Source organism: Streptomyces sp. NPDC002669, assembly GCF_042889165.1.
In the GTDB taxonomy this organism is placed as follows: domain Bacteria; phylum Actinomycetota; class Actinomycetes; order Streptomycetales; family Streptomycetaceae; genus Streptomyces.
In genome coordinates this window covers 388,198-400,773 of sequence record NZ_JBIAQQ010000005.1, presented here as the reverse complement: position 1 = coordinate 400,773, position 12,576 = coordinate 388,198, and the positions used below count along the sequence as shown (strand labels likewise).

At 71.1% G+C, this 12,576-nt stretch carries 11 protein-coding genes; 2 read left to right on the top strand and 9 right to left on the bottom strand.

The genetic code is table 11. The features are described from left to right. Positions 1–39: 39 nt before the first annotated feature. The 5 genes from ACFYW1_RS10900 to ACFYW1_RS10880 form a co-directional block, all read right to left on the bottom strand. A complete protein-coding gene (locus ACFYW1_RS10900) occupies positions 40–543 on the bottom strand; it encodes a pyridoxamine 5'-phosphate oxidase family protein (protein WP_388990073.1) in 504 nt (167 codons plus the stop codon). Positions 544–595: 52 nt separating this feature from the next. After that, a complete protein-coding gene (locus tag ACFYW1_RS10895) occupies positions 596–1,222 on the bottom strand; it encodes a glyoxalase (protein ID WP_388990071.1) in 627 nt (208 codons plus the stop codon). Between the two features lie 2 nt (positions 1,223–1,224). Next, positions 1,225–1,692, bottom strand: a complete 468-nt coding sequence (locus ACFYW1_RS10890) for a helix-turn-helix transcriptional regulator (protein ID WP_388990069.1) — start codon at positions 1,690–1,692, stop codon at positions 1,225–1,227. 38 nt (positions 1,693–1,730) lie between these two features. Next, positions 1,731–2,141: a VOC family protein gene (locus ACFYW1_RS10885; protein WP_283852231.1), complete on the bottom strand. Its 411-nt coding sequence runs from the start codon at positions 2,139–2,141 to the stop codon at positions 1,731–1,733. 143 nt (positions 2,142–2,284) lie between these two features. After that, positions 2,285–3,034 (bottom strand): DUF4232 domain-containing protein, encoded by a 750-nt coding sequence (locus ACFYW1_RS10880; RefSeq protein WP_388990067.1) that lies wholly within the window; start codon positions 3,032–3,034, stop codon positions 2,285–2,287. A 374-nt stretch (positions 3,035–3,408) separates the two neighbouring features. Between ACFYW1_RS10880 and ACFYW1_RS10875 the strand changes: the two genes are divergently transcribed. Continuing rightward, complete coding sequence (locus ACFYW1_RS10875) at positions 3,409–4,767, top strand: helix-turn-helix domain-containing protein (RefSeq protein ID WP_388990065.1); 1,359 nt, start codon at positions 3,409–3,411, stop codon at positions 4,765–4,767. Between the two features lie 127 nt (positions 4,768–4,894). On the opposite strand, the gene argS is transcribed toward ACFYW1_RS10875, so the two are convergent. Beyond that, positions 4,895–6,661 carry an arginine--tRNA ligase gene (gene argS / locus ACFYW1_RS10870; protein WP_388990199.1) on the bottom strand — a complete coding sequence of 589 codons (1,767 nt, stop codon included), beginning with the start codon at positions 6,659–6,661 and terminating at the stop codon, positions 4,895–4,897. A 136-nt stretch (positions 6,662–6,797) separates the two neighbouring features. Between argS and lysS the strand changes: the two genes are divergently transcribed. Further along, complete coding sequence (lysS, locus tag ACFYW1_RS10865) at positions 6,798–8,573, top strand: lysine--tRNA ligase (protein ID WP_388990063.1); 1,776 nt, start codon at positions 6,798–6,800, stop codon at positions 8,571–8,573. A 117-nt stretch (positions 8,574–8,690) separates the two neighbouring features. On the opposite strand, the gene ACFYW1_RS10860 is transcribed toward lysS, so the two are convergent. The 3 genes from ACFYW1_RS10860 to ACFYW1_RS10850 all read right to left on the bottom strand — a co-directional run bounded on the left by ACFYW1_RS10860 (position 8,691) and on the right by ACFYW1_RS10850 (position 12,426). Continuing rightward, positions 8,691–10,160, bottom strand: a complete 1,470-nt coding sequence (locus ACFYW1_RS10860; RefSeq protein ID WP_388990061.1) for a DUF2637 domain-containing protein — start codon at positions 10,158–10,160, stop codon at positions 8,691–8,693. A 278-nt stretch (positions 10,161–10,438) separates the two neighbouring features. Next, positions 10,439–11,293, bottom strand: a complete 855-nt coding sequence (locus ACFYW1_RS10855; protein ID WP_388990059.1) for a DUF3558 family protein — start codon at positions 11,291–11,293, stop codon at positions 10,439–10,441. Positions 11,294–11,472: 179 nt separating this feature from the next. Further along, on the bottom strand, positions 11,473–12,426 hold the full coding sequence (locus tag ACFYW1_RS10850) for a DUF3558 domain-containing protein (protein WP_388990197.1): 954 nt from the start codon (positions 12,424–12,426) through the stop codon (positions 11,473–11,475). Between the last annotated feature and the right edge of the window lie 150 nt (positions 12,427–12,576).

The window sequence follows — 12,576 nt, the reverse complement described above, 5'->3', positions numbered from 1 at the left end:
GATGCTAGGGCCCCTTCCGCCGGTCGCGCAGGGAGGTTTTCACGGCCTCGCGGTGCCGCGCTCCGGCGTCGGCGTCGGGCGGGGTCGGCCGAGCCAGTGGCCGTCGCGCATGAGGGTGCGTCCTCGGAGTTCGTTCGCCTCGCGCCAGGCCTGGACGCGGTGCGGCCGGATCAGGAAGTACTGGTAGGGCTCGTCGATCGCGCGCGGGTCGAAACCGGTCTTGGCCTCGAACGCGTCGCCCGTGCCCGGGGCGAGGTCGGCGAGGTCCACCGGCTCGGCGGTGCCGTCGACCACGACGACGTCGCGGGTCGGGCCGAGGGCGAGCCGTACCCGGCCGTCCGCCAGCAGGTTGCGGCCGGTGACCGAGGCGCGGGGCGTCGAGACGAGGAACGCCGTCCCGGTCCAGAGGAACGAGAGGGGCACGAGGTGGGCACCGCCCGCGGAACCCGACGTCGAGACCCAGAGATCGATGTCGGTCTCCAGCCGTGCGTGCGTGTCCCGCAGTCTTTCGTCGAGTCCGCGCGGTGGTGCGGCGTCCGTCATCGGGTTCCTCCGGGTCGTGTGGTGCGGGGGGTGGCGGGCGGCGGTGGTGCGGTCACGCGGTGGGGGCCGGTACCGCGGCCTCCCAGGCGAACCCGTCGGGGTCGGTGAAGGACTCGGTGCCGCCGACGAGCGCGACGCGGTGCGAGCCGGTGCCGTCGGGGGAGACGCCGAGGTCCTTGGCGAGGGCGCGGCGCCGGTACAGGGCCAGCTTGACGGGGCTCTCCCCGGAGGCGAACTCCGTGTACACGCGGCCGAAGCTCTTCGCCACGGCGAGGCCCTGTCCGACGTAGAACCGCTTGCTCGCGGCCACGTCCGCCACTCCCAGCAGGATGACGATCTCGTCGATCTCGCGGGTGGTGGGGCCGGTGTCCTTCTTGGCCGAGGTCGCGACCTTCCAGATCGTCCCGTCCGGGGCCCGTACGACACCGCCGTGGCCCCAGAACGACTTCGTGACGGGCTTCAGTTCCGTGGCACCGGCTTCGAGGGCGGTGGCGACGAGGCTCTCGACGGCGGACGGTCCGGAGACCGTGAGCGCCATCGTGAAACCGCGGAAGCCGGTGCTGGGCTCCTGCGAGGCCCGCAGGCGTATCGGGGTGTCCAGGCCGAAGGCGGTGGAGCAGAAGCGGGCGGCGGCCTCGGGGTCGGCCACGTCGAGGGTCACGGATTCGATGAAGTTCATGGTCATGACGCTATGTGCCCCTCGATGACCGGTGCTTCTTGATTCCTGACCGGTCGCGTCACCTGTTTGGACACGCACGGCGGCATCCCCGCCGCACCGTCCAGCGCACGGCGCCGGTAGGTGCTGGGGGGCATGCCGACGAGCTCGGTGAAGCGGGTGCTGAAGGTGCCCAGCGACGAGCAGCCGACCTCGAAGCAGACCTCGGTGACGCTGAGGTCGCCGCGCCGCAGCAGCGCCGCCGCCCGCTCGATGCGCCGCGTCATCAGGTACGAGTACGGCGATTCGCCGTAGGCGAGCCGGAATTGGCGGCTGAGGTGCCCGGCGGACATGTTCACGCCGCGGGCGAGCGCCTCGACGTTCAGCGGCTGCGCGTACTCCCGGTCGATCCGGTCGCGGACGCGGCGCAGGAGCACGAGGTCGTTCAGGCGCTGCGCCTCGGCGCGGGCGTTTCCCCATGCGGGGCGGCACATGTCGGAACTCCTCTCGTCGGTTCTGTCCGCCGGGCGGGTCAGCGGACTTCCTGGATGCGGACCAGGTTGCCCGCCGGGTCGCGGAAGGCGCAGTCGCGGATGCCGTACGGCTGCTCGGTCGGCTCCTGGACGACCTCGGTGTCACCGGCCTGCACCTTCTCGAAGGTGCCGTCGAGGTCCCGGGTGGCGAGCAGGATCCAGCCGTAGGTGCCCTTGGCCATCATCTCGGCGATGGTGCGGCGCTCGTCCTCGGTGATGCCCGGGTCGGCGGCCGGCGGGGCCAGGAGGATGGAGGTGCTGGGCTGGTCGACGGGGCCGACCGTGATCCAGCGCATCTTGCCCTGGCCGACGTCGTTGCGGACCTCGAAGCCGAGGACGTCGCGGTAGAAGGCCAGGGAGGCGTCCGGGTCGAGGTGCGGGAGGAAGCTGGTGTGAATGGTGATGTCCATGGCGATGATGCTGGCACGGTCCCGCGGCCGGTGCTTCTCGAATCCTGATCGATCGGGGCGGGACACCGGCCCGGCCGGTGCCCCGCCCCGATCGGTGCGGCAGATGCTGCGCGTGCCGCGCGTGCGGCGTCCGTGGCAGGGGCTCAGTAGGTGAGGGCGACGGCCATGTCGCTCTGCCAGTAGGTGACGAAACCGTTGTCGCCCCAGTGGGTGCCGGCGGGGAGCTTCAGCTCGGCGGGGGAGCCCGTGGAGCCCGAGTTGCTCCTGGGGGTGAAGTACACCGTGAGGTCCGTGCCCTCGTACAGGTCCTTCCCGTCGGACTCGCCGAACAGGCCGATGCCGGCGTAGGCGGACTGGCCCGGCTCCAGGGCGACCACGGCCTGCGGGACGCTGCTCCGGAGGACCGGGAAGACGGCCTGGGCGTCGTCGAAGCGGAGCGCCGGGGCGTTGTACGCGTAGCAGGGGCGGGAGCCGGTGTTGGTCGCGGTGAGCAGCAGGTGGTTGATGGGGCGGCTCACCTTGCTGATGGTGACCTTGGTGTTGTCACCGGTGCAGGTGACGGGGGAGCCGGTGCTTGCGGTGTTCCCGGTGCCGCCCTTCCGGCCGGTGTCGGAGCCGGTGGAGTTCTTGGCCCCGGAGGTGTTCCCGGCCTTGTCCCCACCCGCGTTCCCGCCCTCGTTCCCGGAGGAGGCGGACGCGTTCGGGTCCTGGTCGGTGGCGCCGGCCGCTTCGGCGTCCTTGCCCGTCCCGGAGGAGGCGGTGCTGCCCGCCGGGGCCGCGGCGCCCGCCTTGCCGGCGTCCCCGTCGGTGTCACTGCACGCGGTGAGCGAGAGGGCGGCCAGGAGCGCGGTGGCGGCGAGGGCGGCGGTGCGGAAGCGGCTGTTGCTGCGCATGGTGGTGGTACTCCCCGTGGTGTCTGTGGTGTCTGCGGTGCGGATGCACGGATGTGCGGAGGTGCGTGAGGTACGTGATGTGCGTGGTGCGGAGGTGCGTGGTCAGCGGTGGATCAGGGCCAGGACGATCGCGGTGGAAACGATCACCACGCCGATGGCCACGAGATCGATCGGATCGATGCGGAACTGGGTTTTCACTGCGCCGTCCCGGTGTGGTCGCTGCGGTGTGGTCACAGGTTGCGGGGCGGCGGATTCCGGCCGCAACGCCGAACGACCTATTGGGGATGCTGGAATGCCTGCGCGTACTGTGACCTGGGCAGATTCCACGTCCCTGGAACGGTGTTCTGGGACGGACCAGAGGGGGGAACGCCGCAGTGGCGACGCCGGAGGCCAGGGAGTTCGCGGCTCTGTTGAAGGAGCTGAAGGACCGTTCGGGACGCAGCTATGGGGTTCTGGCGGGCAGACTCCACGTCAGCACGTCCACGCTGCACCGGTACTGCAACGGTGATGCCGTGCCCAACGAGTACGCCCCGGTGGAGCGGCTGGCGCGGCTGTGCGGGGCGGCGCCGGACGAGCTGGTGGAGTTGCACCGGCGGTGGATCCTGGCGGACGCGGCGCGGCGCCGCCCGGCGGCCACGGAGCCGGTGCCCGCACCCGAGCCGGCTGCCGAGGCGGCGCCGGAACCGGCATCTGCGCCGGACCCCGAGCCCGAGCCCAAGTCCGAACCTGTCTCCGATCCCGAGCCCGAGCCGGCGGTCGTCGGTGCGGAGCCCGTACCGCCGCGCCGGAAGGGGTTCCTGGCTTCCCGGCGGTCGAGGGTGCTGCTCGCCGCTGCCGCCGTCGTCGCGCTGACCGTGCCCACCTCGATCGTGGTGAGCAAACTGACCGCCGACCGCTCCGACGAGTTCAGCAACGCCCCCTCCGTGCAGGCCAAGGACGCGGACGAGCCCGAGCTGACCGACGGCGGGACCGCTTCCCCCTCACCGGACCGGCCGAAGAAGTCGGGCAGCCCCTCCCCCTCGGACCGGGCGGGCGCGTCCTCCCCGGCGGCGCCCGGAGCCTCGACCGCCTCGCCGGGCCGCGGCGGGGAGGCGAGCGGTGGCGTGCCGTTGACCGCCACCATCAGCTCGTACAACTGGGAAGACCCCTGCGACCAGTTCTACGTGCTGGACCAGGCCCCCGACGACGTTCCCCCGCCGCCGCCCACGTCGCAGGAACGCCGCAGCTGGGCACGGGCGCTGGGCGGGGTGGACGGCGGGCGCATGAAGCTGGAGATCACCGTGCAGGGGAAGTCCGATCAGGCCGTCGTGCTGAGCAGGATGCATGTGCGGACGCTGTCCCGGAAGGCGCCGCTGCCGTGGTCGGCGTACTCGATGGGGGAGGGCTGCGGGAGCGGGGTCACGCCGCAGACGTTCGACATCGACCTCGACGACAACCGGCCGACGCTCACCCCGGTGGCGGGGCAGAAGAACGACGAGCCGGTGCCGCCGAAGGACTTCCCGTTCCGGGTGTCCTCCACCGACGTGGAGGTGTTCGACCTGGACGCGCACGTCGAGGGGCACGACGTCAGCTGGTACCTGGAGCTGGAGTGGAGCAGCGGGGGCCGCAAGGGGACGCTGCGCATCGACGACAACGGGAAGCCGTTCCGCACCAGCAGCATCAAGACCCGGCCGATGTACATCTACTGGTACGAGTCGGCCCAGTGGAAGCCCCCCGTGATCCCCATCGAGTAGTCGCGGGAAGCGGGCGCGGAAACGGAACGGCCCGGTGCGGTGACCGCGTGACTGCGGTCGCCGCACCGGGCCGTGCGCGTACGGGCGGATGATCCGGGCCGTCCGCCGTACGGGCGGCCCGTGGGGATCAGAGGCGCTCGGGGGTCCGGATGCCGAGCAGCGCCATGCCCCGGTGCAGGGTGCGGGCGGTGAGGTCCGAGAGGAAGAGGCGGTTCTCGGCCACATCTCCGGGGACCTCGGCCTTGAGCACCGGGCACTGGTCGTAGAAGGTCGTGAACAGCGACGACAGCTGGTAGAGGTACGCGGCCAGCTTGTGCGGCTCGTACGCGGCGGCCACCTCGGAGACGACCTCGCCGAACTCGTCCAGGTGCAGACCCAGCGCGCGCTCGGCCGGGGCCAGCTCCAGCTCCGGGTGGGGCCGGGGGCTCAGCTCGCCCGCCTTGCGCTTGATCGAGCGGGACCGGGCGTGCGCGTACTGGATGTACACGCTGGTGTCGCCGGTCAGCGACACCATCTGGTCCAGGTCGAACTTGTAGTCGCGGGCGGCCGACGTGGACAGGTCCGCGTACTTCACCGCGCCGATGCCGACCTGCGCGGCGCGCTCGGCGATCTCGTCCTCGGTGAGGTCCTTGGCCTTCTCGCGCACGACGGCGGACGCCCGGTCGATCGCCTCGTCGAGCAGGTCCTGGAGCCGGACGGTCTCGCCCTCACGGGTCTTGAACGGCTTGCCGTCCTTGCCGAGCACGGTGCCGAAGGCGAGCTGCACGGCCTTGACGTCCTCGTTCAGCCAGCCGGCCCGGCGGGCGGTCTCGAAGACCATCTTGAAGTGCAGGGCCTGGCGGGCGTCGACCACGTACAGCAGGCTGCTCGCCTTGAGGTTCTGGACCCGGTCGCGGATCGCGGAGAGGTCCGTGGCCGCGTAGCCGTAACCGCCGTTCGACTTCTTGACGATCAGCGGCACCGGGTTGCCGTCCGGGCCCTTCACGTCGTCGAAGAAGACGCAGAGCGCACCCTCGGAGCGGACGGCGACGCCCGACTCCTCCAGGATGCGGCAGGTCTCCTCCAGCATGTCGTTGTATCCGGACTCGCCGACGATGTCGGCGTCGCGGATGTCCATGTCGAGCTTGTCGAAGACCGAGTAGAAGTAGATCTTCGACTCGTCGACGAACCGCTGCCACAGGGCGAGGGTCTCCCCGTCACCGGCCTGGAGCGCGACGACGCGGTCCCGGGAGCGGGCCTTGAACTCCTCGTCGGAGTCGAAGAGCGCCCGGGACGCCTTGTAGAGCCGGTTCAGCGAGGACATGGCGGCCTCGCCGTCCTCCGCGCCGCCCTCGTGGGACAGCTCGTCCGGGTGCTCGATCAGGTACTGGATGAGCATGCCGAACTGGGTGCCCCAGTCGCCGATGTGGTGCCTGCGGACCACGGTCTCGCCCGTGAATTCCAGGATCTGCACCATCGCGTCACCGATCACGGCGGAGCGGAGGTGGCCGACGTGCATCTCCTTGGCCACGTTGGGCTGCGCGTAGTCGATGACCGTCGTGCCCGCGGCGCTGTTGCAGGGCACGCCGAGCCGGTCCTCGTCGTCCGCGGCGCGCGCGGCGAGGGTCTCGACGATCGCCCGGTCGCTGAGCGTGATGTTCAGGAAGCCGGGGCCGGAGACCTCGATCTCCTCGATCGGGCCGCCGGCCGGGATCGCGGCCGTGACCTGCGACGCCAGCTCGCGGGGGTTGCCCTTGAGCTTCTTGGCGAGGGCCAGGATGCCGTTGGCCTGGAAGTCGGCCCGGTCGCTTCGTCGCAGCAGCGGGTCCGCGGTGCCGGCGTCCGGCAGGGCTGCCGTCAGGGCGTCCGCGAGCTGCTGCTGGAGCGTGGAAGCGAGGGAATTGACCGAGGCCATGAGCTGGCTGCCGTTTCCGTAGGAGTACAAGGGATCACAACCAGTATTCCATGGGCGGTAAAGCCATTTTCGCGCTCCGGGCGGGACCTGGGAGAATGGGCGGAGCCCCTACCAGGTCCCCACCAGAGAGAAGGACGTGCAGACCGTGGCTCAGAGTCAGAGCAGCACCGAGGCCGACTGGGTCTCCCGCTTCGCGGACGATGTCATCGCCGAATCGGAGCGTCGTGCGCCTGGCAAACCGGTCGTCGTCGCGTCCGGCCTCTCCCCGTCGGGCCCGATCCACCTGGGCAACCTCCGCGAGGTCATGACCCCGCACCTGGTCGCCGACGAGATCCGCCGCCGCGGGTACACCGTGCGGCACCTGATCTCCTGGGACGACTACGACCGCTACCGCAAGGTGCCGAACGGCGTCCCCGGGGTCGACGGCTCCTGGGCCGAGCACATCGGCAAGCCGCTGACCTCGGTGCCCGCCCCGGCCGGTTCCTCGTACCCGAACTGGGCCGAGCACTTCAAGGCCGCCATGACGGCCTCGCTGGCCGAGCTGGGCGTCGAGTACGACGGCATCAGCCAGACCGAGCAGTACACGGCCGGTGCCTACCGCGAGCAGATCCTGCACGCGATGAAGCACCGCGCCGACATCGACGCCGTCCTCGACCGGTACCGCACGAAGAAGGACCCGGCCGAGGCCGGTGCCAAGGGTGCCAAGGGCGGCAAGAAGCCGCAGCAGCAGAAGAAGGTCGACGAGGCCGAGCTGGAGGCCGAGGCGGGCTCCGGTGCGGCGAGCGAGGACGACGGCAGCGGCGGCTCGGCCGGTTACTTCCCGTACAAGCCCTACTGCGGCAACTGCGAGAAGGACCTCACGACCGTCACGTCGTACGACGACGACAGCACCGAGCTGAACTACACCTGCACGGCCTGCGGCTTCGCCGAGACCGTCCGGCTGAGCGAGTTCAACCGCGGCAAGCTGGTCTGGAAGGTCGACTGGCCGATGCGCTGGGCCTACGAGGGCGTGATCTTCGAGCCGAGCGGGGTGGACCACTCCTCGCCGGGCTCCTCCTTCGTGGTCGGCGGCCAGATCGTCCGCGAGGTCTTCGACGGCGTGCAGCCGATCGGCCCGATGTACGCCTTCGTCGGCATCTCCGGCATGGCGAAGATGTCCTCCAGCAAGGGCGGCGTGCCGACCCCGGCCGACGCGCTGAAGATCATGGAGGCCCCGCTGCTGCGCTGGCTGTACGCCCGCCGCAGGCCCAACCAGTCCTTCAAGATCGCCTTCGACCAGGAGATCCAGCGGCTCTACGACGAGTGGGACTCGCTGGGGCGCAAGGTCGCCGACGGTTCGGTGCTGCCGGCCGACGCCGCCGCGTACGCGCGCGCCATCGGCACGGCGGCCGGTGAGCTGCCGAGCACGCCGCGCCCACTGCCGTACCGGACGCTCGCCTCGGTCGTGGACATCACGGGCGGCCACGACGAGCAGACGCTGCGCATCCTGAGCGAGCTGGACCCGGAGAACCCGCTGACCTCGCTGGACGAGGCCCGCCCGCGTCTCGACCGCGCCGAGAACTGGATCACCAGCCAGGTCCCGGCCGAGGCCCGCACGATCGTGCGCGACGAGCCGGACAAGGAGCTGCTCGGCTCGCTGGACGAGCAGGGGCGCCGGTCGCTGCAGCTGCTCCTGGACGGGCTGGACTCGCACTGGTCGCTGGACGGGCTCACCACGCTCGTCTACGGCGTGCCGAAGGTGCTGGAGGGCCTGGAGCCGGACGCCAAGCCGACGCCCGAGCTGAAGGTCGCGCAGCGGTCGTTCTTCGCGCTGCTGTATCGGCTGCTGGTCGGCCGGGACACCGGGCCGAGGCTGCCCACGCTGCTGCTGGCCGTCGGCGCTGACCGGGTGCGGAGGCTGCTGGGCGCGTGACGCCCGCGCCGGTCCCGCCGCGCGCGGGGCCGGGGCCGTACGTACGAGGGGCCGCCAGCCGGATCGTCCGGGTGGCGGCCCCTCGCCGTTCGTGCGCCGTATCGGTGCGGTGCTGCCTCAGGCGATGTGGTCCGCTTCGAGTTCGGCGTGGTAGCGGTTCTTGAACTCCGGCATCATGCGGCGCAGCAGGGCCGCGCTGCGCGGGTGGCGGACGTCGTGGACGTCCGAGACGTGTATGTCCAGGGCGTCGACGCTCGGGAAGTCGTTGTTCTGGTTCACGAACGCGGCGAACTCCTTGTACGCGATCTCGGCGAACTCGGCGTCCTCCTGGGCCCACTCGGCCGCGTCCGTCCCGGACTCCCGGGGCTGCTCGGCGGGCTGCTCCTCGAACTGTCCCTCGAAGTGCTCCTCGAAGTGCTCTTCGAGCTGTTCCTGGACCGGATCCCGGCCCGGCTCCTGGGGCGGGTGGCCCTGTGCGCCGGCGGGCCGGTGTTCCGCGGTGCGGGGGGCGGGGACGGCGCCGATGGTGCCCACGTTGCCCAGGGGGCGGGTGCGGCCGCCGGGGCCGGACGGCACCATGACCGGACCGGGCTCCGGGCCCTCGACGTATTCGGGGTCGTACGTGCCCTCGTACGCCTCGTTCGGCCCGCGGGACGCCGTGAACCAGGGGTTTCCCTGCGGGCCGGGGCCCTCCTCCTGCTGTTGCTGCGGGTGTTGCTGCTGCTGGTACTGGTACTGCGGGTCGTACTGCTGCTGCTCGTGCTGCTCGTGTTGTTGCTGCGCGTACTGGTGTTGCTGTTGCAGTTCGTGCTGGGGTGCGGGGGCGGAGGGGAGCTCGGGCTGGGACTCGCCCGACGCGACCTGGGCCGGTGCGGGTTCGGGGGCCGGGGCCGGGGGCAGCAGGGCCGGTTCGATGCCCGCGGCGGCGAGGCCGGCCGGGGCGGTGTCGGCCAGCGGCACCCCGTACTTCGCCAGGCGCAGCGGCATCAGGGCCTCGACGGGCGACTTGCGGCGCCAGTTGCGGCCGAAGCGGGCCTGGAGGCGGGCCTGGTAGATCAGCCGGTCCTGTTCGAGCTTGATGACCTGGTCGTAGCTGCGCAGTTCCCACAGCTTCATCCGGCGCCACAGCCGGAACGTGGGGACGGGGGAGAGCAGCCAGCGGGTGAGGCGCACGCCCTCCATGTGCTTGTCGGCCGTGATGTCGGCGATCCGGCCCACGGCGTGCCGGGCGGCCTCGACGGCGACCACGAACAGCACCGGGATGACCGCGTGCATGCCGACGCCGAGCGGGTCGGGCCAGGCCGCGGCGCCGTTGAAGGCGATCGTCGCGGCGGTCAGCAGCCAGGCGGTCTGGCGCAGCAGCGGGAACGGGATGCGCAGCCAGGTCAGCAGCAGGTCCAGGGCGAGCAGTACGCAGATGCCCGCGTCGATGCCGATCGGGAAGACCAGCGAGAAGTCCCCGAAGCCCTTCTTCTCGGCGAGTTCGCGCACGGCGGCGTACGAGCCCGCGAATCCGATCGCGGCGATGAGCACCGCACCGGCGACCACGAGACCGATGAGTATCCGGTGGGTGCGTGTCAGCTGCATCGCGGCCACCCGCGTTCCCTCCTCGTTCCCCGTATTCGATGGATCCGACGTGCCGGACGTACCCGATGTGTCAGATGTGTCGGATCTGCCCGACGTTCTGTGCGGACGTCCTGTTCATCGGTGCCCGCGGCGCCCTCCGGCGGGCACAGCCTGGCACATCGGGGTGCGGCGTGTTGCGCGGGGAGGGGCGGGAGCCCGGCCCCCGAGGGAGGGCCGGGCTCCGTGGAACCGCTCGTGGCCGGGGGATTCGGGCGCCCGGCCGGCCCGTCGGGAACGGCTCAGGTGGTCTTCCTGGTGGACGACTTGTGGGCCGAGGTCTTCCGGCTCTTCGGCTTGTCGTCCGAGTCGTCGTCGTCCTTGCCCGAGGAGCCGCCGGAGGTCGTGGAGCCGTTCGGATCGGCCGACTTGGAGGGTTCCGCGTCGGCGGCGGAGACCGCGGCCACCGCTTCCTTGGCGGCCTTCTCGGCACCCTTCACGATGTCCTCGGAGGACGGGGCCTTCGCGCCCGCGTAACCGGCGCCGTTGTAGGTGAGGGTGACGACGACGTTCCCCGTACGGGCCACGACCGTCGCGTACTTGAAGTCCTCGCTCGTCTTGGTGAGCTCGTAGGTGACCTTGGTGGCCTGCTCGCCGATGCCGTTGGCGGCCGCCTCGGCGACCTTCTTGGCGCCCGCGGTGTCCTTGGCCTTGGCGACCTGCTTCTCGAAGTCCTGCTGTGCGCGCTCGGCGCCGCTGCCCAGGGCCTGGTCGGAGTCGAAGCGGGTGAAGCCGACGTCGAGCCAGCGGTACTGGGAGCCCTTCACGCCCTTGTCGTCGAGGCCGTTCCACGAGCAGCCCGTGCGGTACGAGATGTCGCTGGAGGTGGCGGCCGTGCCGTTCTTGGACTTCGCTTCGGGCACCAGGGAGGTGATGGTCTTCTTGGTGATCGACTTGCACGGGTCGGGCAGCGCGGCGAACTTCGCGGGCTCGACGGTCGGTTCCTTCTTCTCCGGGGCCGTCGAAGCGGATGCCGAGGAGCCCGACTCCTTCTTGTCCTTGTCGCCGGAGTCCGACGAGCAGCCGGCGACGACGAGCATCACCGGAACGGCGGCGCAGGCGAGTATGCGGGTGAGTCGCGGGGCTGAACGGTGCATGGTTCCTTCACTCGGGTGGCGCGGCGGGCGGGCTGCCGGGCGGTCGGGCGGTCGGTCGGCCGGTCGGGCGGACCGGAGGTTCCGGAGGGCCACGGTACGACGGACCGGGGCCGGATGCCGCCTCGGCCGAGGACGCGGAGGCCGTGGGCGGGGCCGGTCGGGAGGCTCCCGGGGCGGGGCTACTCGTCGAACTCCTCGACCAGGTTCCGGGCCAGTGCCTGCGCCTTCTCCTGCAGTTCCTTGCTGTCGGGGACCACGGTGGAGACGGCCGGCTGCTCGGTGTACTCGACGGTCACGATGACGTTCGATGTGCGAAATACCACGCTGACCGTGCGGTGCCGCGCGGTGGAACCCGCCCGGGTGAGCAGATCGTTCAGGAACGCGCTGTCCCCGAGGTCGTCGAGCGTGCGCGGCTGGAGGTCCTCGCCGTCGCTCCCGTCGTCCCCGGCTCCGGCGGTGTCGTCGCCGTCGCTCTTCGGGTCGTCGCTCTTCGGACCGTCGGTCTTGGCGTCGTCGGTCTTCGGGTCGTCGCCGTGGGCGTCGCCCTTCCCGGCGGGGGAGTCGTCCTCGGAGGGCGGGCCGGCCAGGGGGTGCGAGGCCGCGCCGGACTCGGGGCCGGAATGGGGCCCGGCGGCGTCCGAGGCGTCGGCGTCGTCCGAGGGGGTCTGCTTCTTCGCGTCGTCGGGGCTCGCGGAGGCGGAGGGCGAGGAGAGGCCGGCGGCGGTCACCTTCTTCGTGTACACCTCGTCGGCGCGGTCGTCGTCGCTCACCGTGGGGTCGTAGGACACGACGCGCTCGAAGTCGATGAACAGGGTGCGCGAGGAGGAATGGTCCTCCGACTTCCAGCGGCAGCCGACCCGTCGGTCGGTGTCGTAGGTGACGGTGGCGGTGCCCTCGTACACCTTCTTCTGCTGTTCCTCGGAGAGTTCGGCGGAGCCCGGGAGCAGGTCCTTGAGCGTGGACGGCGCGACCGCGCGGCACGGCTCGGGGAGGGTGCGGTACTTGCCGGGGGCCGCCACGGCCTCGGTCGCCTCGCCCGGCTTGCTGTCGGCTGCGGAACCACCGGTTCCGGTGTCGGCGCTGCAACCGACGACGAGCGCTGCCAGCAGTGCGGCGCCGGGTACGTAGGCCATTCGTCGCACGGCCCTGGGCTCCCTTCGTGCGAAAAACGGTTGCCGCTCGATGGCGACCGGTGGAGACAATGTGTATCGCACGCGCCGCTGTGAATGCCGGTCGACCGACTCGTTTGCCGACCTTGGCACCGGTTTTGCGCTTTCAGACTT